Annotated in this window: 16 protein-coding genes; 3 read left to right on the forward strand and 13 right to left on the reverse strand. The window is 72.2% G+C overall.

Annotation, left to right across the window (positions count from 1 at the left end):
- Nucleotides 1-464 precede the first annotated feature (464 nt).
- The gene (locus tag R9X44_RS23385; RefSeq protein ID WP_319816396.1) at nucleotides 465-1211 is read right to left on the reverse strand and encodes a TetR/AcrR family transcriptional regulator; all 747 of its coding nucleotides are present in this window, start codon (nucleotides 1209-1211) and stop codon (nucleotides 465-467) included.
- Between the two features lie 701 nt (nucleotides 1212-1912).
- Here R9X44_RS23385 and R9X44_RS23390 point away from each other — a divergent pair.
- Nucleotides 1913-3172, forward strand: a complete 1260-nt coding sequence (locus R9X44_RS23390) for an MFS transporter (RefSeq protein ID WP_319816397.1) — start codon at nucleotides 1913-1915, stop codon at nucleotides 3170-3172.
- A gap of 1525 nt (nucleotides 3173-4697) precedes the next feature.
- Here R9X44_RS23390 and R9X44_RS23395 read toward each other — a convergent pair.
- From R9X44_RS23395 to R9X44_RS23410, 4 genes are read right to left on the reverse strand one after another with little or no spacing between them, the layout of a single operon-like run.
- On the reverse strand, nucleotides 4698-5900 hold the full coding sequence (locus tag R9X44_RS23395; protein ID WP_319816398.1) for a cytochrome P450: 1203 nt from the start codon (nucleotides 5898-5900) through the stop codon (nucleotides 4698-4700).
- The gene (locus R9X44_RS23400) at nucleotides 5897-6517 is read right to left on the reverse strand and encodes a DUF6285 domain-containing protein (RefSeq protein WP_319816399.1); all 621 of its coding nucleotides are present in this window, start codon (nucleotides 6515-6517) and stop codon (nucleotides 5897-5899) included. The genes R9X44_RS23395 and R9X44_RS23400 overlap by 4 nt, the downstream gene beginning before the upstream one ends.
- Nucleotides 6517-7524 (reverse strand): phosphotransferase family protein, encoded by a 1008-nt coding sequence (locus tag R9X44_RS23405; protein ID WP_319816400.1) that lies wholly within the window; start codon nucleotides 7522-7524, stop codon nucleotides 6517-6519. Before R9X44_RS23405 ends, R9X44_RS23400 begins: the two co-directional genes overlap by 1 nt.
- Nucleotides 7521-9242 carry a class I adenylate-forming enzyme family protein gene (locus R9X44_RS23410; RefSeq protein ID WP_319816401.1) on the reverse strand — a complete coding sequence of 574 codons (1722 nt, stop codon included), beginning with the start codon at nucleotides 9240-9242 and terminating at the stop codon, nucleotides 7521-7523. Before R9X44_RS23410 ends, R9X44_RS23405 begins: the two co-directional genes overlap by 4 nt.
- 185 nt (nucleotides 9243-9427) lie before the next feature.
- On the opposite strand from R9X44_RS23410, the gene R9X44_RS23415 reads away from it, so the two are divergent.
- Nucleotides 9428-10654 carry an oxygenase MpaB family protein gene (locus R9X44_RS23415; protein WP_319816402.1) on the forward strand — a complete coding sequence of 409 codons (1227 nt, stop codon included), beginning with the start codon at nucleotides 9428-9430 and terminating at the stop codon, nucleotides 10652-10654.
- 2154 nt (nucleotides 10655-12808) lie between these two features.
- On the opposite strand, the gene R9X44_RS23420 is transcribed toward R9X44_RS23415, so the two are convergent.
- The 5 genes from R9X44_RS23420 to R9X44_RS23440 are packed head-to-tail and all read right to left on the reverse strand — an operon-like array spanning nucleotide 12809 to nucleotide 16753.
- Nucleotides 12809-13348: a GrpB family protein gene (locus tag R9X44_RS23420; protein ID WP_319816403.1), complete on the reverse strand. Its 540-nt coding sequence runs from the start codon at nucleotides 13346-13348 to the stop codon at nucleotides 12809-12811.
- A 31-nt stretch (nucleotides 13349-13379) separates the two neighbouring features.
- Nucleotides 13380-14162, reverse strand: coding sequence for an ABC transporter permease (locus R9X44_RS23425; protein WP_319816404.1), 783 nt, complete (start codon nucleotides 14160-14162; stop codon nucleotides 13380-13382).
- Nucleotides 14159-14929, reverse strand: a complete 771-nt coding sequence (locus R9X44_RS23430) for an ABC transporter permease (RefSeq protein WP_319816405.1) — start codon at nucleotides 14927-14929, stop codon at nucleotides 14159-14161. Before R9X44_RS23430 ends, R9X44_RS23425 begins: the two co-directional genes overlap by 4 nt.
- On the reverse strand, nucleotides 14926-15696 hold the full coding sequence (locus R9X44_RS23435) for an ABC transporter ATP-binding protein (protein ID WP_319816406.1): 771 nt from the start codon (nucleotides 15694-15696) through the stop codon (nucleotides 14926-14928). Before R9X44_RS23435 ends, R9X44_RS23430 begins: the two co-directional genes overlap by 4 nt.
- Nucleotides 15689-16753, reverse strand: a complete 1065-nt coding sequence (locus R9X44_RS23440; protein WP_319816407.1) for an ABC transporter substrate-binding protein — start codon at nucleotides 16751-16753, stop codon at nucleotides 15689-15691. Before R9X44_RS23440 ends, R9X44_RS23435 begins: the two co-directional genes overlap by 8 nt.
- Nucleotides 16754-17009: 256 nt before the next feature.
- On the opposite strand from R9X44_RS23440, the gene R9X44_RS23445 reads away from it, so the two are divergent.
- Entirely contained in the window at nucleotides 17010-18407 is a 1398-nt protein-coding gene (locus tag R9X44_RS23445) for an FAD-dependent oxidoreductase (protein ID WP_319816408.1), read from the forward strand.
- Here R9X44_RS23445 and R9X44_RS23450 read toward each other — a convergent pair.
- The 3 genes from R9X44_RS23450 to R9X44_RS23460 form a co-directional block, all read right to left on the reverse strand.
- Nucleotides 18394-19215: an NAD(P)-binding domain-containing protein gene (locus R9X44_RS23450; RefSeq protein WP_319816409.1), complete on the reverse strand. Its 822-nt coding sequence runs from the start codon at nucleotides 19213-19215 to the stop codon at nucleotides 18394-18396. The two genes, R9X44_RS23445 and R9X44_RS23450, sit on opposite strands and share 14 nt — an antisense overlap.
- A 55-nt stretch (nucleotides 19216-19270) precedes the next feature.
- A complete protein-coding gene (locus R9X44_RS23455) occupies nucleotides 19271-20425 on the reverse strand; it encodes an esterase-like activity of phytase family protein (RefSeq protein ID WP_319816410.1) in 1155 nt (384 codons plus the stop codon).
- A 63-nt stretch (nucleotides 20426-20488) separates the two neighbouring features.
- Nucleotides 20489-21280: an enoyl-CoA hydratase-related protein gene (locus R9X44_RS23460; RefSeq protein WP_319816411.1), complete on the reverse strand. Its 792-nt coding sequence runs from the start codon at nucleotides 21278-21280 to the stop codon at nucleotides 20489-20491.
- Between the last annotated feature and the right edge of the window lie 92 nt (nucleotides 21281-21372).

Consider the following 21372-nt stretch of genomic DNA (forward strand, 5'->3'; position numbering starts at 1 on the left):
GTCACGAACTCACCCCGGGCCCGGCTACGTCACAGCCTCGGTGTCTGATCTTTCCCCGGCAGCGCGGACGTGTTCGGTGTTACGTGGTCAGCGCCTCGACGCCTCGCGTCACGAATCACCCGGCCCGGCTACGTCACAGGCTCGGCGGCACGACGTCACGAGCGCGGTGCCTCAGCGTCGTGGCCTGTGCGCGAGGTTCTGAGGACGTACAGAGGGTGTGCCTCGGTGGCCATGTCCACGTCCACGGCTTGGGCTGGGGCCTCGCGGGTGGGCTGGAGGCCGGATGCCGGGCGTGGGGGCGGGAATCACGCGTTCGTGCGGGCGGTCCTGGGTGTTCGTACGTTGCGAAATGGGTGCTGCGCAAGGTGGGGGCTGCGCGGGGTGGGGGCGGGGGCTGCGCAGGGTGCGGGTCTGCAGGTCGTTCGGTGGGGGGTGGGGTGGTGGTCGTGGGGGATTGGGGTGGGTTAGGGGAGGTTTAGGGCCTGGGACCAGAGGGTGGTGAGGAGGGCGGCGGTTTGGGCGGGGGGGATGGGGGTGGCGGGCGGGTCGAAGGCGTAGGTGAGGTAGCAGTGGCGGTCGGCCATCGCGGCGAGGGCGCGGGCGGTCGAGGAGACGTCGGAGATGGGGGGAATGTGGCCCAGGGCGACGCCCTTGGCGAGCTGGCGGGCCATGGTGCCCTCGATGACGCGGGTGAGGCGGCGGCGGGCGTCGGCGAGCGGCGGCTCGATCTGGGAGACCTCCTCCCAGACGCGGGCGAACGCCGCGTTCTCCGCGTAGTCGCCGACGTAACTGTCCAGCAGTCGGGCCAGACCCTCGCGGCCCTCCTCGACGTGCCAGACGAGTTCGCTGTTCTGGAGCAGGCTCACCACATAGGCGTCCACAAGGGCGAGCATGATGTCGCCCCGGTCGCGGAAGTACTGGTAGTAGGTGCCCTGGCTCACCTTGGCGCGCTCGCAGATGTGCGCGACCGAGACCCGGCCGTACCCGTTCTTCTCGAACAGGACGCGCGCGGCCTCCATCAGGCGCAGCCGGGTCGCTGCGCCGCGCGGGCCGAGCTTCACCTCGCGTCCGTCCTGCCGCCGCGCGGGCGCTGACGCCGATCCGGCGAGGTACTGCACGTCCAGCGGCGCGTCCGGATAGTGGACGTCCATAGCGGCGTCGGCCTGCTTGGCGCGGCCGAGCGCCGTGTTCCTGTCGGCTGCTGCTGGCACACCTGCTCCCGTAGTCATCGACGCGCGCCCAGTATAGGTCCGCGCCCCACCCCGCCCCCGCACCCAAAGCCCACCCCAGCGCGCAAACCCCAAGGCCGGGCCTTCCGCCCCGCTCCCAACGGGCGACCCCCAGGCTGGACCTGCCCTTCTCTCCTTCCTCCGGGATACCCCCCGGTCGTCCGGGACGAAGCAGCCCGCGTGGACGCGGCACTCCTCCCCGCCGGGATAGCCCCGGCGGATGCGTCCCCGTGGACCTTGCCTGTTGACCGTGGGCGGATCCGCACTAGCATCTGAGTATGATGTCAGATTAGGATACCAGAACTCATCAGCCGCCAAGTCAAACGACACAGGCCCCAACGACACCGCCGCTGACGTGCCCGGTCACCCACCCCTTCAGGACCCACGGAAAGCACCCAATGCGAACGAACGATCCGGCCATCCCCGCTGAGGAACCCCGTCCCGACCCCGTCCCCTCGGATCCCGCCCCGCCCGACTCAGCCCCTACCTCGCCACCCCTGAACACCTCGTCCAACCCAAAAGCCCCGCCCACTTCGTCCGCTAAATCCTCCTCGGAAGCCTCGGAAGCCTCGGAAGCCTCGGAAGCCTCGGGCGGGCCGGGTAGGCCAGGCGCGCTGGGTAAGCCGGGTAAGCCGGGCGGGAGGGGGCGGCGGTTCGGGGTATGGGGTGCGCGGCCCCTTGTCGTGCTCGCCTCCATCAACGTGGTCGACAACATCGACCGCGCGGCGTTCGTGACGCTCGCCCCCGACATCCGCAGGTCGTTCGGCCTCTCCCAGGCCGCGATGACGGGCATCGCGGGGATCAGCTCGATCCTCGTGGTGCTCGCCGCGCTGCCGATCGCCGTCCTGGCCGACCGGGGGAGCAGGCTCCGGATCGCGGGGCTCGCCGCCGCCTTCTGGTCGGTGCTCACGCTGCTCACCGGCCTCGCCGCGACCGCGGTGCAGCTCACCGCCGCGCGGATCGTGTCGGGCCTCGGGCAGGCGGCGATCGAGCCGGTCCACGGAAGCCTGCTGACCGACTACTACGCGCCGGAGCAGCGCGGCCGCGCGTTCAGCCTGCACCAGTTCGGGCTGCCGCTCGCGGGCATCCTCGGCCCTGCCGTCGCGGGCGCGATCGGGGCCGTCGCCGGCTGGCGGTGGGCGTTCCTCGCGGTCGCTCCGGTCGGCCTTGTGTTCGCGCTGATGGTGCGCGGGCTCCGGGAACCCGCCCGGGGCTCCGCCGGGGCGGCCGTGACGACAGCGCAGGTCCCGGCCGTGCGGGTGCCTTGGCGTGAGGGGATGCGGACCCTGCTGGCGATCCCGTCGCTGCGCAACATCTATCTCGCGATCGGCATGCTCGGGTTCGGACTCGTCGGCGCGCCGGTGATCATCAGCGACCATCTGCAGTCCGCGCTCGGGCTCGACAGTCTCGCGCGGGGCGCGGTCCTGGCGTTCGGCGGCCTCGGCATGCTCGTCGGACTCGTCCTCGGCGGGACCGCGGCCGACCGGCTGTACCGGCGCGACCCGTCGCTGTCGCTGTACGTCGCGGGCGCGGGCCTCGCGGCGTTCACCGTGCTCGGCGCGGTCGCGCTGCACGTGCCCTGGACCTGGCTGGTGCTCGTGCTGCTGACCGCGTCACAGCTCGGCTCGGGCCTCGTCGTCGCCCCGATCCGCCAGGTGGTCGCCGGCGTGAGCCCTGCGCACCTCTCCGCGCTCGCCTTCGCCATGCTCGGCATCTTCATCCTCCTGTTCGGCGGCTTCCTCGGCGGCGTCCTCCTAGGCGCACTTGCCGACGCCTACGGCGCCCCCCTGGCCCTGACCGCCCTGACCCTCCCCGGAACCGCCGCCGCCCTCCTGGTAGCCCGCGCCGCCCACCACACAACCCAAGACCTAACCCCCAACCCCCCACGCCCCCAACCCCCCACGCCCCCAACCCCCCACGCCCCCAACCCCCCACGCCCCTAACCCCCCACGCCCCTGACGCCCCCAGCCCCCGCGCCCCTAACTCCCCACGCCCCTAGCCCCCGCGCCCCGAACTCCCTACGTCCCTGACGCCCCCAGCCGCCGCGCCCCAAACTCCCCGCGCCCCTGACCTTTCCGCGCCCCTAACCCCCCACGCCCCTGACCCCCACGCCTCCGACCCCCACGCCTCCGACCCCCCACGGCCCTGATCCCTCAGCCCCTGACCCTCCCAGCTCCGTAACCCTCCCACCCCAATCCCACTCCATGACGCCTCCCCGTCCGCGCTCACACGCAGCCCACCCCCTCCCCACCTGAGTCCGCGCGTCTCCCGACGGCTTCCCGTCCCAAGCCCGCGCATCCTCCCGACGGCTTCCCACCCCACGCCCGCACAACCTCCTGACCCTTCTCCACCTCGAGCCCGCGCGAAGTCCTGACACTTCCACTCTCATCCCGGCGGTCTCCCAATGCCTTCCCCGCTCCGCACCCACACGGAGCCCCGACCCCTCTCCACTCTCGACCCGCGCGATCTCCTGACCCCTTCCAGCTCCACGCTCACAAGGAGTCCTGAAGCCTCCTCACCCCGAGTCCGCACGGAGCCCTCACATCTCTGACAGCCGCCCCACCGCCCCACCGCCTCACCGCCTCACCGCCTCACCGCCTCACCGCCTCACCGCCTCACCGACCGAGCCTCCCTGACCGCGCCGCCCACCGCCCCACCGACCGCGCCGACCGGCCGACCGGCCGACCGCGCCGCCCACCGCCCCCACCGACTGGCCGACCGCGCCTGCCGCCCCCACCGACCGCGCCACCCCTGCCGCCCCCATCGACCCTGCTGATCCCACCGGACCCTCAGCGCGAACTACCCCAAGACCCACCCGTGCAGGGCGCCGAGCCTGTCTACGTTCCCGACGCCACCTCCTTGAGCACGCGCGGGTTCCGACGCACCCCGCCCAGAGCCTGCCGGCTTCCAGTGCACCCCGCCCTGAGCCCGCCCGGTTCCAACGCGATCCGCCCTGAGCCCACTCGGGTTCCAACGCTTCCTACCCGGAGTGCCCGGGTTCCGACGCAACCCGTTAAGAGCCCCGGGTTTCAACGCGCCCCGCCCAGAGCCCACTCGGGTTCCAACGCTCCCCACCCGGAGTGCCCGGATTCCGACGCAACCCGTTAAGAGCCCGCCCGCGTTTCAACGCGGTCCGCCCTGAGCGCCGCCCAGGTTCCAACGCAACCCGTCCAGAGCCCACACGGGTTCCTGACGTCTCGGCCCTCGAGCCCGCACAAGCTTCCTGCTGCCTCCGCTCGGGTCCGCGCGGGCTTCCTGACGCCGTCCCGACCCGCGCTCGCGCGGGGTCCTGGCGTGCGTCCGCCCCGGACCGATTCGGGGCACCTGGTGCCGTTTTGTTCCGAGTCTGCGTGGCTCGTGATGTTGTGGCGTTTGGGTAGGTGTGGGGGGCTGGTGGTGTTTTGGGCAGGGGTGGGATGGGGATCAGGCCGTGCCCCGGTGGGGACGGCCTGATCGGTGGGGGTGGGGTCAGGGGGTGTGTTGGAGGCGGAGTTCGGTGATGTCGCGGAAGGCGGGGAGGCTCATGCGGTGGGTCGGTGGGTGGGCGGGGTCGAGGGACCAGCGGTCGAGGTGGGGGAGCAGGGCGGTCAGGGCGACGCGCAGTTCGATACGGGCGAGCCAGGCGCCGAGGCAGACGTGCGGGCCGGTGCCGAAGGCCAGGTGGCCTGCGGGGTCGCGGCGGACGTCGAAGCGGTCGGGGTCGGGGAAGGCCGACGGGTCGCGGTTGGCCGAACCGAACAGCAGCATCACCCGGTCGCCCGCGCTGATCCGTACGCCGTGCCGCTCGATGTCCTGGGTCGCGGTGCGACAGAAACCCTGGATTGGGGACTCGAACCGGAGGATCTCCTCGACCGCGGCGGGGATGAGCGACGGGTCCTCAAGCAGCGCGCGCCGCTGGTCGGGGTGGCGCAGCAGCAGCACGACGCTGTGCGCGAGCGCCGACGACGTGGTGATGTTGCCCGCGATCATCAGCAGGCCGCAGAAGTTGATGATCTCGTCGTCGCTGAGCGCGCCGCCCTCGTGCGCGGCCGCCATCCGCCCGATGAGGTCCTCGCGCGGCCTTGCACGGCGTTCGGCGACAGCCTGGGAGAAACAGTCGACGGCCTCGGCGGCGGCCCGCTCGGCGGCGGTGATGAGCTCGGGATCCGGCACGTCGACCCACATGACGGCGTTGAGCACGTTGCTCCACCGCTGGTAGGTCTCCCAGTGGTCGGGGTCGAGCCCGAGGTAGCCCGCGATCACGCGGGTCGGCAGCGGGTCGGCGAACCGGCGGACGAAGTCGAACTCAGGGCGGGTCTCGGTGCGGGCGACAAGGGCCGCGACGAGTTCGCCGACGACTGCGCCTACCTGATCTTCCAACACGGAGATGCCGCGCGGGGTGAACTGGCGGCTGAGGACGCGCCGGAGCCGCCCGTGGTCGGGGTCGTCGGTGCCGACGAGTGAGCCGGTGCCGCCGCCGGGGCTGAACGCGACGCCGTCGGCGGAGGAGAACAGCCGTGGCTCGCGCAGCGCCCAGGCGACGTCCGCGTGCCGGGACAGCAGCCACAGCTTCGGCCGGTCGAGCCGGTGGACCGGCGCTTCCGCCCGCAGCCGCGCGTAGTACGGGTAGGGGTCGCGCTGGAAGGCCGGGTCGAGGATGTCGACGAGGCAGGGGTCGGCGCGCAGGGTCATGGCTTGTCCTCTCGTGGGGTGGGCTCGGGGCGGTCGGCCGCGCTGAGATATCCGGGGTTGGTCAGGGCGAGCCTGCGGACGGTGAAGCCGTGCAAGGCGGCCAACAGCGACGCGTCGGACGCGTCCAGCACGCCGTCCCTGACGCTTCGCGCAAGCGCCCGCACCAGCTCCTCATCGCGCTCATCGGCACTCTCATGGGCAAGGCCGTGGTCGTGGCCGCGCACGCCGTGGCCGCTGTCGTTGTCGGCGTCATGACCGTGACCGCCGAGGCGATCGCGGGTGTGGTCGTGGCAGCGGTCCCCGTTGCCGTCGCAGATCCCGTCGCTGTCGCCGTCGCCGTCGAGGGCGGGGGCGGGGGCCGGGGCCGGGGCGGAGGCGGGGGCGGGGGTGCCGTTGGGGTCGAGGGTGGGGGCTGGGGGTAGCAGCGCGGTGAAGGCCGCGCGGTCCAGGTCGTGGTGGGAGGGACCGGCGCGTAGTTCGCGCTCGACGGAGCGCAGCACGTTGGCGGCGACCCTGGCGTGGAACCTGTCCGCGCCGTCGAGGGCGGCGAGCGCCGGACCCTCGAGCCACTCGGCGACGGCCTGGACGAGCCCGGGGGTGCTCGGGATGTTCTGCATCAGCGGGGTCCTTCCGACGGTGCGGCCGCGCCGAGGTCCTCACGCAGCAGCAGGACGAGGTCGTACTCGGCCTCGCCGAGCCTTCGGCCGATGGCGGCGAGTTCGACGCTGCGCACGTCGCCGCGCAGGTGCACGGCGACCTGGGCGAGGCAGGTGACCGCCCAGCGCAGGGTCGCGAACACCTCCCAGAAACGCAGGTCGGCGGGGTCGACGAGTGCGCCGCCCGCCCTGACGTAGGCGTCGACGAGTGCCGCGCGGTCGCCGAAGCCGCCGGCCGGGCGGTCGTCCGCGCCGAACCGCCAGGCGCGGGCGCAGAACCACCCGAGGTCCTCCAGCGCCTGCCCGGTGTGGGCGAGTTCCCAGTCGAGGACGGCGACGAGGCCCTCGGGCCCGACCATGAGGTTGCCGGTGCGCAGGTCGCCGTGCACGAGGACGGGCGGGGTCGGGGCCGGGAGCCGGTCGGCGAGCCAGCGCAGGGCGAGTTCCAGGACGGGGGAGTCGACGTCGTGGGCGCGCAGCGCGGCGGTGAGGGCGGCGAGGGCCTTGGCGGGTGTTTGCGCCGGACCGAGGAACGCCACGTCGGCTGCTGGCACGGCGTGGGTTCCTGCGAGTGCCGCGCCGACCTGCTCGACAAGCGCCTCCCGCGCGGCGGAGTACGCCTCGTCGCGCAGCAGACGGCGTGGGATGGTCTCGCCTTCGAGGTAGGCCATGACGAGGAAGGGCGGCCCGTCGCCGGTGGACTCGGCGAGCACCTCGGCCACCGGCACCCCGGCGGCGTGGGCCGCGCGCAGCACCCTCGCCTCGACGGCAAGGGAGCTGTGCGAGACGCCAGGTCTGTCACGGCGGACGATGACCCGGGACTTGCCTGACGGGCCGTCTGTCGTGGCAAGCCAGGTCTCCATGGAAGCGCCACCGGAGAGGCGGTGCAGGTCGAGCACCGATACCGGCCCGTCCCACGCGGCGGTGAGGCAGTCGGCGAGCTGGACGCCGAGGGCTTGCGCGCTCATCGGACCCCCTCCTCAACGGGTCCGTGGAGCGCGGAGCGCAGGATGTCCTTGCGGAGCTTGCCCGTGGCGGTGCGGGGCAGCGGCTCGGGGTGCAGCAGCACAACACAGGGCACTTTGAAGGCGGCGAGCCGTGCCGCCGCGTGCTCCCGGACGGACTCGGCGAGCCCGCCCCCCGCGAGCTCGCTCCCGCCCTGCAGTAGCGGCCGGACGAAGGCGGCGACCTCCTCACCGAGCAGCGGATGCGGACGCCCGACGACGGCGGCCTCGACGACCCCGGGATGTTCCGCAAGGACGTGCTCGACCTCGGCGCTGTAGACGTTCTCCCCACCCCGGATGATCATGTCCTTCGTCCGGTCGCTGACGTAGAGCCTGCCCCGGGAATCGAGCCGGCCGATGTCGCCGGTGCGCAGGGAGCCGTCCACGAACGTCTCTGCGGTCTCCTTCGGCCGTCCCCAGTACCCCCGGACGATCCCCGGCCCGGACACGACGATCTCCCCGGTCTCGCCCACGGGCAGCCGCCTTCCCAGCCCGTCCACGACGGAGATCTCGATGACGGGGCTGGGCAGGCCCACGCTGTCCGGCTGGTCCTCGTACTCGCCGGCCATGTTGGCTGTGGCGTTGGCCGAGCTCTCGGTCAGCCCGTAGCCGACCCCGCAGACGGCGTTCGGCATCCGCGCCCGGACCCGCGCGGGAAGGTCGGGTGGCGCGGGTGAGCCGCCGTATCCGACATAGGTGACGCTGGTGAGGTCGTGCCCCTCGGCGGCGTCCAGGACCGCCATGACGGTGGTCGGCACCCCGACGAGCCGGGTCAGCCGCTCACGTTCCAACAGTGCGACGGCTTCGACGGCGTCGAACCGGTTGAGCAGGACGAGCTTGCCGCCCTGGGCCATCGAGGAGACGAGGGTGGCGTGGCATCCCGTCGCGTGGAACAGCGGGACCGTGACGAGCGTGCTCTCCTGGATCCCGGACGGCACGACGGCGGAGGCTCCGGCGAGTCCCGCCGCCCGCGCGCCCCAGAACAGCAGGTTCATCACGTTCGAGGTGATGTTCCGGTGGGTTCCGACGGCTCCCTTCGGCCGTCCGGTGGTGCCCGAGGTGTACAGGATCGTGGCGTCGTCGTCGGTGTCGATCGCGATGTCGGGCAGCGCGAACGGGGCCTCGGGATCGGCGAGCGGGGCGAGTGCGCGCACCTCCGCGGCGGACTCCTCGACCGCGCCCGAGCCGTCTATGACGACGACGCGGACGCCGTGTAGCCGTCCGGCGAGGCGGGCAAGGCGTGGGGCGTCGGCGAACAGCACTGTCGCGCCGCTGTCGCGCAGCGCGTACTGGAGTTCCTCGCCGGAACTCCAGCCGTTCAGCGGCACCACGACTGCACCCGCGCAGGCCGCGCCCCAGAACGCGAGGCTCCATGCCGGCCGGTTGCTCGCCGCGATCGCGACCCGATCGCCCGGCGAGACGACCCCGGCGGCCAGCCAGCGTGCCAAGGATGCCGCCGCCCTGTTGTGGGCGGCGTAGGTCCACCGCTCGTCGCCGTGGACGAGGTAGTCGAGTTCGCCCCAGGCGTTCGCGGTGGCCATGAGGTCGGCGAGGGTGGCCGGGGCGTTCCGCCAGACGCGCGTGGGTCTGCCGCGCACTGTCGCCTCGACCACCTCGAACGGCGCGCCGGGCGCGGTCAGCGCCGCGGTCACCGGATCGGCGGTCGGCGTGCTGCCTGACATCTGATCATCTCCTTCTCGCGCTCGGCGCGTGGGGTGGGAGCGCCGCCGCGTGGCGTTTCCCGCTCTCCGTGTTATAACCTGACGTCAGGCTCAGAAACAAGCTTTGCGCTGGGGATTTCGATTCGACGGACGTCCAGAGCGGACGTTTCGGCGGTAGATCCCCCAGGGCGGGAAAGGCGGGCATCATGACTGTTCACGACAGATCGGGCGGGGCGGGCACGGGGCTTGAGGAGGAGCCGCCGACCCGGTTCCGCGCCGACCCCGAGTGGGCGCGCCGCTCGGCGCGCGCCCTGCGCTCCTTCGTCCCGGATCCCGATCCCACGCCCGAGGAGTTCGCGGCGGTCGCGCGCGGCCTCACCCGCTCCGACGAGGCGGGCGCGGCCCTGGCCGTCGCCATTGGCGAGCGCGAGGTGACCCTCGCCCAGTTCCGCGAGGCGCTCGCGCACGGCGTGCCGCACGACGCGCCCGAGCCGCTGCGCGCGTTCTTCGCCGTGGTCGAGGACCGTCCCGGCTGGGTGGACGAGGCGAGGCTGCGACGCGGGGCGCGGGTGATGCGCCGGGCCGGGACCAACATGGTCGACGTGCTCAACGGCTCACTACTGAGCGGCTACCGCAGCTCCGCCGACACCGCGGCCCTGGTGATGACGGGCGCGCTGTCCGGCGCGCCGACCCGGCGGCTCGGCGAGACCATGAAGTGGGCGGTGGAGTGCGTGCGCGAGGACGGTATGGCGCGTTGGGGCGAGGGCTGGCGGCTCACCGTGCACGTCAGACTGATGCACGCGCTGGTCAACCGCCGCCTCGTACGCCGCGCCGACTGGGACGTGCGCGAGCGCGGCCTCCCGATCAACCAGGCGGACCAGGGCGCGACCCTCGGCCTGCACTGCACGTACTACCTGCTCGGTATCCGGATGCTCGGCTTCCCGGTCGGCAAGGCAGACGCCGACGCCGTCATGCACCTGTGGCGTTACGTGGGCTGGCTCATGGGGGTCGCCGACGAGTGGCTTCCGCTGAGCGAGGCGCACGGCCGCCGGATCTTCTACCGGCTGTCGCTCGCGGCTCCGCCCCCGGACGAGCACTCGCGCGCGCTGGCCGCCGCGTTCGAGGAGTCCCGCCGCCACCTGACGTTCAAGCGGTTCGAGGGGCCGCGCCGGGCCTACGAGCTCGCCAAGTCGCGCAGCCTGGCCCGTGTCCTCGTCGGCGGCGAGGGAATGCGCGAACTCGGCCTACGCGCCGCCCCACCCTGGTACCACCTGCTGAGGATTCCCGCGAACCTCGTGAAGCACGGCCTGCTCCGCCACCTGCCAGGCGGCGAGCGCTGGCTCACCGCCCGCGGCGAACGCGAACTCGACCGCACCCTGCCACGACACTTCGCCAACACCCCCGCCACAATCGGCCCACACCCAACCCCCTGAAACACCAAACCCCCCGAAGGCCACACCCACCTGACAACCGCCCACGACCCCTCAGCACCCCCAGCCCCACCGACACACCCCAACCCAGCAACCCTCCCACCTGAGCGCGGCCTAACACACGCGCGCCCGAAGCTCGGCACCCAGCGCCCAGGCTGGTCACACGAGTCCTCGTGCACGCGCGCGTGCCTGAGCACGGCCCAGAGCGCCCCGCCGCGCGAACGCCCGGCCGGGCCCCAGGTCGGGCACGCAGTGCCTTGTGGGACGGTCGCGCGGGCGAGCCCGCAGGTCGGCGCGCAGCACGCCCAGGGCTGGCCACGCGCGTCCTCGAACGCGCGCGCTTGGTCCGGCACTTAGTGCCCCGCAACGCGAACGCCCGGGCGGCCCCCAGGTCGGTGCGCTTGTGGGGGCGGTGTCGCGGGCCAAAGGGCGGAGCACCGTACGCCCTGGGCTGGTCGCGCGCGTCCTTGAGGACGCGCGCGTGCTTGGGTCCGGTGCGCGACGCGTTGTGGGGCGGGTCGCGGGTCGCGGGCCGAAGGTTGGCGCGTGGTGCGCCCTGGGTTGGTCGCGCGCCCCCGAACCAGCGCGTGCGCCCGAGTCCGGTGCACAGCGCCCAGCGGCATGGACGTGTGGGTCGCGGGCCTCGGTCTGTGCGCGGCGCTCTGCGGGGCGGTTGCGTGGGAGGGTCCAAGGTCGGCGCACTGTGCGCGTGCGCCCTGGGCTTGTCGCGTGTGTCCTCGGATGTGCGCGCATGCCTGGGTCCGGCGCGCAGCGCGCTGTGGCGCGGACGTGTGGAACGCGGGCCCGGTCGGCGCGCAGCGTTTGTGGGAGGTGTTGCGGGTCGCGGGTTGAAGGGCGGCGCACAGTGCCCTGTGGCGTGGACGCAGCGGGTCGCGGGCCCCCCGGTTTGAGGGGCGGTGTCGCGGGTCGAGGGCCGAAGGTCGGCGCGTGGTGCGCCCTAGGTTGGTCGCGCGTGCCCTCGGGTGTGCGCGCGTGCCCGAGTCCGGTGTACAGCGCTCTGCGGCGCGGACGCGCGGCTTCGCGGGTCCTCTGCACGCGACGCGTTGTGGGGTGGTTGAGCGGCCGGGCTTTAGGTTCGCGCGCGGTGCGTTGTGGAGGCGGTGTCGCGGGTCGCGGACCGTTGGTTGGAGTGGGGCCCCTGGGCTTGTCGCGCGTGTCCTTGGGCACGCGCGCGTCTGGGTCCGGTGCGCGACGCGTTGCGGGGCGGTCGTGCGTGTTGGGGGCCGAAGGGCGGTGCGCGGTGCGGCCTGGGCTGGTGCCCTTGGGCGTGCTCGCGTGCCTGGGTCCTGCGCGTAGTGCGCTGCGGCGCGGACGCGCGGCGTCGCGGCGCGGGCCCTCTACACGCAGCGCCTTGTGGGGCACTTGTGCGGGAGGGCCTTAGGTCGGCGCGCAGTGCCTTATGGGGGCGGTGTCGCGGGTCGCGGACCGTTGGTCGGTGCGGGGTGCGGGGTGCGGGGTGCGGGGTGCGGGGTGCGGGGTGCGGGGTGCGGGGTGCGGGGTGCGCCTGCCCTGGGCTGGTCGCGCATGCCCTCGGCCGTGCGCGTGCCTGGGTGCGGTGCGCTGTGGCGCGGGCGCGGGCGTGCGGGGCTCGGTCGGTGCGCGGTGCGCGGTGCGCGGGGTGGGCCTGCCCTGGGCTGGTCGCGCATGCCCTCGGCTGTGCGCGTGCTTGGGTGCGTTGCGCTGTGGCGCGGGTCGCGGGGCTCGGTTGGTGCGCGGTGTGTTGGGGGCGGGTGTGGGGACTGGGGTGTGTGCGGGGCTTGGTGGGGGTGCGGGTGGTGGGTTTGAGGGCGGGGGTCTGTGGCGTGGACGTGCGGGTTGTGGGGCCCGTCGGGGTGCAGTTGCTTGCGGAGTGGGCACGTGGGTGGGGCTCGGGTTGGCGCGCGGCGCTTTGGGGGGCGGTTGGGCGGGTGGCGGCCGGAGGCGCGGGCAGCGGATTGCCGGTCCGCAGGTTGTGGGCTGGGGCGCGGCGGGCGTGGGGTGGGTGTGGGGGTTTCGGGGCGGGGGGCGGGGATGAGGGTTTGCGGTTGTGGGCTGGGGGCGCGGCGGGCGTGGGGTGGGTTGGGTGTGGGGGTTTTGGGGTGGGGTGTGGCGGATGAGGGTTTGTGGTTGTGGGGTTGGGGTGGGTGGGTTTGGGGGTTAGTGGGGGGTGGTTAGGAGGGTGGTTATGAAGGTGGATTTGGCGTTGGTGTAGGCGGTGCGGTTGTTGGTGTGGCGGGTGGCTAGGTCGTGTTTGAGGCGGGAGTAGGCGTCGCGGGCCGCGGGGTTGGATCTGAGGAGGTCGCGGAGTTCGAGGTAGCGGGTCCATTGGGGGTCGCCGGGAGGGATGCCGTGGAGGTGGGCCAGGGCGAGGTCGGGGGTTTCTGCGGGTTCCAGGACGAAGAGGAGGCCGCCCTGGTCCTTGGTGTCGCCGCGGTAGCCGTAGCCGAGGGGCGCCACCGCCTCGGCTACGGCGGCGGGGGCGGCGTCAGGGGCCAGGAGCGCGGCGATGTCGATGATGGGTTTGGCGGGGAGGCCGGGGACGGACGTGGAGCCCACGTGTTCCAGGTCCGAGGCCAGGTCGCCCAGTGCGGCGGTGAGGTCGGCGGCGAGGCGCGCGTAGGTGTGCGGCCAGCGCGGGTCGCTGGGGACGACCTTGACGGTTCCGTGCCGCAGCCCGAGCGGCGGGGTGTCGGTCATGCCCTCAGTGTGACGCCCCCGCCGCGACGGGTCAGGGGTTACGGCCGAAACGGGAGAGGACGACGTTCTCGATCACGCTGATCACCGAGTAGACGGCGAGGGAGACCAGGGTGATGACGACGACGCTCGTCCACAGGTTGTCGGACTCGAAGGTGCTGACGTCCTGCAGCATGCGGTAGCCGATGCCCTTGCCGGTGGCGAGCCATTCGGCCAGGAGCGCGCCGATGATCGCGCCGGGCGCGGAGATGCGCGCGGAGGTGAAGAAGGCGGGCAGCGCGGACGGGATGAGCACCTTGCGCATCGCGGTCCGGGTGCCGCCGCCGTAGGCGTGGACGAGGTCGACGGCCTGGGGGGAGGCCGAGCGCAGTCCGAGCACCATGTTCACCAGGGCGGGGAAGAAAACGACGATCCCCACGATGACGGTCGTCGCGGTCAGTTCCCTGCCGAAGACGAGCGTGAGCACTGGCGTCATCGCGACGAGCGGCACACTGCGCATGATCATGGCGATCGGCATGAACGCCTGCTCGGCGGCGGTGGACAGCACGAACGCGATCGCGATGACCGAGGCGGCCACGAGCCCGACGACGAGGCCGAGCCCCGCGTCGATGAGCGTGATCGAGAGGTCGTCCCACACAAGCGCGCGGTTGGCCGCGGCGTTCTCGGCGGTGAACAGGTACGCCCAGACGTCGTCGGGGCCGCGCACGACCATCGGGTTCATGTCGAACTGGCGGATGAACACGAGCCAGGCGACCACGACGAGCACGAGCGACACGGTGATGGACAGCAGGGTGCCCGCGGTTCTCTTCAGGATCACGACGCACGCTCCCACGGCATGGCGAGCCTGGCGACGAGGGCGACGATCGCGTAGCCGAGCCCGGCGAGCGCGCCGGCGACGATGGCGACGCCCCAGGTCCGCTCGGTGGCCAGCTGGGTCTGTGCGACGACCATCGCCAGGCCGAGGCCCTGGTCGACGCGGCCGAGGAACTCGCCGATGATCGCGCCGAGCACCGCCGACGGCGCGGCGATCTTCAGCGCCGCGAAGCTCGACGGCAGCGCCGCGATGAGCCGCACCTTGACCAGCTGCATCCATCTGCCGCCGCCGTAGGCGCTGACGAGGTCGAGGCTCGCCTTGTCGGCGGCGCGCAGTCCGGCCAGGACGCCGATGAGCGTGGTGAACAGCACCTGGAGCGCGGCCATCGCCACCATCGGCGAGTCGCCTTCGAGCACGATCGTGAGGATCGGGCCGACGGCGATGACGGGCAGGCAGTAGGACGCGACGCCGATCTGGGTGATGACCCGCTCGGTCCACGGGACGAGGATCACCAGCAGGGCGAGGGCGAAGGCGATGGCGTTGCCCCACAGGAAGCCGCGCAGGGCCTCCCACCCGGTCCCTTCGAGGTGCGGCCAGTAGAAGCTCCACCCGTCGTCGGCGAGGGCCTTGGCGGTGCCCCAGGGCGTCGGGACGGCGTCGCCGGGGACGGTCAGGGACGCGATCTGCCAGGCCGCGACGAGGGCGACGAGCCCGGAGAGCCCGGCCGCCCACTTCGGTATGGTGAACCGCTTCTTGCCGGACGCCCTCACTCGTGCGTCCCGGGGCCGAACAGGAGCTCGGAGAGCTTGTCCTGGTAGGCGTGGAACTCCGGCGTGCGCATGACGTCGGGGGTGCGCGGGCGCGGCAGCTCGATCGGCACCTCGGCGGTGACGGTTCCGGGCCGCGGGCTCATGACGGCGACGACGTCGCTGAGGAAGACCGCCTCGGAGATGCTGTGCGTGACCAGGAGGGTCGTGACGGCCCGCTCGGTCCAGATCCGCTGGAGTTCGAGGTTGAGCCGCTGCCTTGTCATGTCGTCGAGCGCGCCGAAGGGCTCGTCGAGCAGCAGCACCTGAGGCTCCACGACAAGCGCGCGCGCTATCGCCACGCGCTGGCGCATGCCGCCCGACAGCTGCGCGGGCCGTGCCTTCTCGAACCCCTCAAGGCCGACGAGCTTGATCAGGTCGGCCAGCTGGTTCTTGGCGGGCTTGATCCCGGCGACCTCGAGCGGCAGCCGGATGTTGGCCGTCACCGAACGCCAGGGCAGCAGCGCCGAGTCCTGGAACGCGATCCCCAGGTGGTGGTTGCCGCGCGCGACCGAAGGAGCCTCCCCGTGCAGCAGGGCCTCCCCGGACGTCGGCTTCTCGAGGCCCGCGAGGATGCGCAGGACCGTCGACTTGCCGCAGCCGGAGGGGCCGAGGAGTGACAGGAAGGCGCCCTGCGGGGTCCGCAGGTCCACGCCCTTGAGGGCGGTGACGGACCTGCGGCCCAGCTTGAACTCCTTCACCAGGCCGGTGAGGGTGATGCCGTCAGACAAGAGAGGGGTCTTCCTTGTAGACCTCTTCGACGATCGACATGTCGAAGAGCTGCTCGGCGGTGATCTCGAGCCCGGCGAACTTCAGCGTGGCGATGTTCTGCTCGATCAGCTCGGGCGTGATGGTGAACAGGCCGTTCTTCTTGGTGTCGTCGTTGAGGATGAGGGTGTTCTCGTCCTTGGACTCGAGGATCTGCTCCTCGAGGTCGAGGCCGAGGTCCTTGCCGTACTTCTCGACCGCGAGCTTCGCGCCGAGCGAGGGGTCCTTCAGGTTCTCCTTCCACCCCTTGGCCTGGGCGCGGATGAACGCCTTCAGGGTGGCGCGGCGCTTCTCGATCGTCTCGGTCTTGACGACGTAGACCTCGCTGACGAGCGGGTAGTTGTTGTCGGCGAACATCATCGTCTCGACCTTGAAGCCCTTCATGCGCAGCGCGTTGGGCTCGTTGGTGATGAACGACATCCAGCCGTCGACGGTGCCGGTGGTCAGCGGCATCGGGTCGAACTGGACGGGCACCTTCTCGACCTCGGACGGGTCGATGTTGTTGGCCTTGAGGAACGCGGCCCAGATTGCCTCGTTCGTCGCCTGGACGCCGATCTTCTTGCCCTTGAGGTCGGCCGCGGTCTTGATGGGGTTGTCGGCCATCGACAGGATGCAGAAGGGGTTCTTCTGGAACTCCGCACCGATGATCTTGATCGGCGCGCCCTTGAGGATCGCCGCCGCGGCGGTGTCGGGGGCGCTGATGCCGATGAGGGCCTTGCCGGTGACGACGTCGGTCTCGGCGGGGGTCGCGGTGGGGCCGCCGCCGATCAGCTCGAAGCTGGTGAACCCCTCCTCCTTGTAGTAGCCGTTGGTGTCGGCGATGTAGGCCCCGGCGAACTCCACGTTCTTCACCCAGGAGAAGCGCAGGCTTCCGGCGCCGATCGCGCCGGCCGCCGCGGTGGCGTCGTCGGCCGGTTCCTCGTCGTCGCCGCAGGCGGCGAGCAGCGGGGCGGCGGCGAAGAGGCCGGTGGCGAACAGGCCGCCGCGCAGCAGTGTGCGGCGGTCGAGGTCATACGTCACTGATGGCTCCGATCAAGGGGGGTGTTGCGGCGACTCGGCCTGACGTTAAGGATGCGCTGTTGCGCCGGATGTCCCCCCGTGATTCACGCTTGTTACGCCAACCTCACAGCTTGTCGGGAAATCCAGCTCTGTCTCGGTCCAAATCCCCCGCGTTGGTGTGATCCGCCGAGGCGAGGGCGGTTCTTGACCCGCGCCCGATAAAAGGGAAACACTGTCTGCACTGGTGGAACATGCTGGGCGGTAGAGGGGCGGCGTCGTGGACGTGATCGTGGTCGGTGCGGGTCCCGCGGGAATCGCCTGCGCGGTGGCGGCGGCCGAGGGCGGCGCGCGCGTCATGCTGCTCGACAAGGCCGACGACGTCGGCGGCGCGCTCCCGTACTCCGGCGGCCACCTGTCGGCCGGAGGGTTCTCCGCGCAGCGCGAAAAGGGCATAACCGACGACGTCGCCGCGCACTGGGCCGACGTGCGGCGGATCAGCCGCGGCCTCGGCCGGGAGGACCTGACCCTGCTGTCCCTGCGCGAGCAGCCCGCCGTCCTGGAGTGGCTGCTCGACGCGGGCCTGCGGCTCGACCCCGAGACGCCGAGGATCGTGCACGGCCACGAGCAGTACCGGACGCCGCGCACGGTCCACGCGCCCGAGACGCCGGGCGGCCCGGAGATCCTGCGGGTGCTGCGGCTGCTGCTCGCCCCGCACACGGCGAGCGGCGCGGTCGAGGTCAGGTGCGGGACGCCGGTGCGCGAGCTGCTCGTGCGCGACGGCGTCGTCGTGGGGGTCGTCACCGAGGACGGCGCGGCGCTTGAGGCGTCAGCGGTCGTCCTGGCCACCGGAGGGTTCGGCCACCACCCCGAGCTGTTCAGCGCGCTTGAGGGCGCGCCGCTGACGACGTCGGCCGCGCCCACCTCCACCGGCGACGGCCTGGAGATGGCACGCGGGATCGGCGCGGGCCTCCAGGGGCTCGGCAAGTACATCCCGACCTTCGGCGGACTTCCCCCGGAACCCGGCGACCCGCGCGTCGATTGGATCCACCGGCCCCAGCTCGTCGCGCCCGAGCGGCCGCCGTGGGAGGTCTACGTCGACCGGCACGGAGCGCGCTGGGTGGCCGAGGACGACCCGAGCATCGACCGCAAGGAACGCGCGCTCACCGGGATCGACAGGATGACGTTCTGGATGGTCTTCGACTCCTCGGCGCTCGCGGTGTCAAGGCCCATGGTCCACGGCTGGACCCCCGACGAGCTCGACGCCCAGTGCGGCGTCCGCCGGGGCGTCCACAAGGCCGACACCCTTGACGCCCTCGCCCTGCGCGCGGGCATCGACCCCCAAGGGCTCGTCGCCGGTATAGCCCGCTACAACGGCTTCGTAGCCGAAGGCAAGGACCCGGACTTCGGACGCACCCACCTACCGGCCCCCATCCTTCAGCCGCCCTTCTACGCGATCGAGAACCACCCGGTAACGCTCATCACCTTCGCCGGCGTGGACGTCGACGAAGACTCCCGGGTGAGGCGGGAGGACGGGAGCGTCATCGAGGGGCTGTACGCGGTGGGTGAGGTCATCGGATCGGCCGCGGTGAACGGCAACGCGTTCTGCTCCGGGATGTGCCTCACCCCCGCGATGGCCTTCGGGCGGCTCGTGGGCCGCGCCCTCACCCGTGGGTGAAGACGAACCCGGCGGCGCGTAGCTTCGCCGACGAAACCGGCATCTCCGGGGTCCTGATCTCGCCGCGGAACGACAGCGCCGGCCAGCCGTGCTCGGCGCAGATCGCGCCGAAGGCCGCCTCGTTCGTCGGCGGGACGACGGCGTCGGGAACCGCGTTGTACAGGCCGGTCAGGCCGTTCTCCACGACGAAGGCGAGCGCGGCCGCGGCGTCGCGGTAGTCGATCCGGTACAGCAGCGAGGCCGCCGAGAACGGGACGCTGCCGCCGAGCATCTCGTGGGCCATCTTGACCCGGCTCGGGTAGTCGATGTCGCGGGGGTGGCCGAACACGTCGGGGATGCGGACCGCCGTGCCGCCGGGGGTCGCCAGGACGGCCTGCTCGCCGTTGGCGAACTCGCGCGGGGACGCGTCGTCGTCGGAGGTCACGGGGGTGTCCTCGGTGACGACGTCGCCGGTGCCCGCGCCGTAGACCGACACCGAACTCGTGAACACCACGCGCGGGTGGACCGCCGCGGCCGTCGCGGCGCTCGCGGTGAGGGTGTCGGCGTACTCGGCGACCCGCTGGGCGGCGTCGAACGAGCGGGAGAGGCGCGGGCTCACGGTGAGGACGACCGCGTCCGCGCCCTGCACGGCGCGCTCGACGGCCGGTCTGTCGCTGCCGCGCAGCACCGCGACGTCCGAGCACACCGGCGCGAGCTCGGGCACTCTCGCCTCGGTGGTGGTGGTCCCGACGACGGAGTGCCCGGCGGCGGTCCACCGCCGGGCCAGCTCCATGCCGACGTTGCCGCAACCGATGATCACATAGCGCATGGGGGAGACCTTCAGATGGGAAACAGTGTTTCCATTCTGTCGGTTCCCGGGCGTGTCAGTCGAGGGTGCGCGGGCAGCCCTTCACCGCGAGCGCGACGAACACCGTCCGCTCGGGCGCGTAGAAGTTGTCGTCGGAGCCCGCGACTAGGCTGCACTCGCCCGTCGCCAGCTTCGGCCCCCACGCCAGGCCCTCGAAGTTCTCGACGTTCCCCTTGAACTCGTACACGAGCCGCTTGGACACCGGCGTATGCGGCCGCTTGAGGTCGATGCGGTCGAGCACGTTGGAGGCGGCCGACAGATCGAACTCGTAGATCCGCGCCTTGTAGCCGACCCCCTCCAGCCACGTACGCTCCAGCGCAAGGAACCGCGTCCTGGACACCGCGAGCAGCTCCGAGACGCCAGTGTCGCTCAGGCCGTCGGCGGGGCTCGGGGCCTGCGGCAGCCGGTCGAGCGGGTACACGTACTGCCCGACCGGACGGCCCGTCGCCCTGCTCCACACGGTGATCCGCGCGGGCGCGCCGCGCTGGACCGTCGGAGGCGCGCCGTCCTCGTAACGCGGGCCCTCGACCGCGGCGACGATGTGGCGGCGGGTCGTCGCGAGCCCCTCGATGCCGAAGTTGCGGCGCGGACCCGAGTCCCCGTCGGTCATCCGCAGCGTCCTCGGCAGCCGCAGCCTGCCCGTCTCGGTGCCCTTGGTGTCGGCCCAGCGCAGCGACATCTGCGCGACGGGGACCGTCGGGTTCGCCTTGTCCGGACGGTCGCCCTCACTCGACCACAGCAGCCTGCGCGACCACGGGTCGAACCTGAGCGACTCAGGGTCCACCGAGTACGGGAGGCCGAACTCCGGATAAGCCGAACCGTCGGGACGGTGGAACGTACGCGCCGCCGTCAACTCGACGCCTTGGAAGACTCCGCTACGCGGATCGAACGTCAGCCGCCCTACGTAGAACCTGGCCGAACCGTAACGGCCCCGGTCGTCGGAGATGAAGTACCACCTTCCCGACACCGGGTCGCGGTCGAACCCGGAGATACCGCCGAACGTGGTCCCGTCGACCTCGAGCTTGTGCGGCACGACGTACTCGCCGAGCTCCCGCACGATCTCCACCTCGCGCACCGGGCGGCGGTGGTCGGCCGCCGCCGCGGGCGCGACCGTCACGCCGAGCGTTCCCGCGGCCGCCGCCGCGACCAGGCACTTCAGCCCCTGTCTCATACAACCCCCCGTAGGTCAGTCGACCGGTCGGAGGCATGATGACGGGGGCCGGGCCCCAGCGCGCTAGGGACGCGCCGGAGGGGGCGTGAAGACGGGTTTGCGCTTCTCGCCCCGCGCGCGCAGCGCCTCGGCGAGATCCGGGCCGCCGAACGAGGCGTTCATCAGGTCGAGCGTCAGGGCAAGGGCCTCGGGCTCGGCGCGGTCGAGGTCGCCGTAGACCTGCCGCTTGATCGTCGCGAGGGACGACGGCGCGCAGTTCTCCGCCATGTCGGCGGCGTACGCGATCGCGGCCGGGAGCAGCTCCTCGGGCTCGACGACCCGGTTCACCAGGCCGAGTGAGAGCGCCTCGGCGGCGTCGATCGTACGGCCGGACAGCAGCAGGTCCGTTGCGTGCGCGAGCCCGATCAAGCGCGGCAACTGGTACGACAACCCGTACTCGGCGACGAGTCCGAGCCGGGAGAACGCGGTAGCCAGCTTCGCGCCCTTCGCGGCGAACCTCACGTCGCTGCCCAGGGCGTAAGCGAAGCCGATGCCTACCGCGTGCCCGTTGATCGCCGCTACGACCGGCTTGGAGAGGGCGAAGGCGAGCCTCGGCATGTCCTCGGCGGGCGGCAGGAACGAACGGATCGCCTCAGCGCCCTGTTCGAGCACCGCGAGGTCCGCGCCCGCGCAGAAACCGCGCCCCGCGCCGGTGACCACGATCGCGCGGACGTCGGGGTCGGCGTCGGCCGCGCGCAACGCCTGGGCGTAAGCCGTCGACATCTCGTACGTCATCGCGTTGAGCTGCTGCGGCCGGTTCAGCGTGACGACCGCGACCCCCCGCTCGACCTCCACAAGCACCACAGGCTCACCCAACGCGTCCACACCCTTCCGATTCACCCATCACTCCCGGCCAAGCTACCGAGCCGCCCGCGCGCGACGCTGCGCGGGGGCGGCCCGGGGGTCGC

It is taken from the genome of Actinocorallia sp. A-T 12471 (assembly GCF_033875155.1).
GTDB lineage: Bacteria > Actinomycetota > Actinomycetes > Streptosporangiales > Streptosporangiaceae > Actinocorallia.

Excerpts from the sequence above, each read along its gene's own strand:
- R9X44_RS23405 (WP_319816400.1), bottom strand. The coding sequence starts at position 7,524 with ATGAGCGCGCAAGCCCTCGGCGTCCAGCTCGCCGACTGCCTCACCGCC.
- R9X44_RS23455 (WP_319816410.1), bottom strand. The coding sequence starts at position 20,425 with ATGAGACAGGGGCTGAAGTGCCTGGTCGCGGCGGCGGCCGCGGGAACG.
- R9X44_RS23410 (WP_319816401.1), bottom strand. The coding sequence starts at position 9,242 with ATGTCAGGCAGCACGCCGACCGCCGATCCGGTGACCGCGGCGCTGACC.
- R9X44_RS23395 (WP_319816398.1), bottom strand. The coding sequence starts at position 5,900 with ATGACCCTGCGCGCCGACCCCTGCCTCGTCGACATCCTCGACCCGGCC.
- R9X44_RS23400 (WP_319816399.1), bottom strand. The coding sequence starts at position 6,517 with ATGCAGAACATCCCGAGCACCCCCGGGCTCGTCCAGGCCGTCGCCGAG.
- R9X44_RS23450 (WP_319816409.1), bottom strand. The coding sequence starts at position 19,215 with ATGCGCTATGTGATCATCGGTTGCGGCAACGTCGGCATGGAGCTGGCC.
- R9X44_RS23415 (WP_319816402.1), top strand. The coding sequence starts at position 9,428 with ATGACTGTTCACGACAGATCGGGCGGGGCGGGCACGGGGCTTGAGGAG.
- R9X44_RS23420 (WP_319816403.1), bottom strand. The coding sequence starts at position 13,348 with ATGACCGACACCCCGCCGCTCGGGCTGCGGCACGGAACCGTCAAGGTC.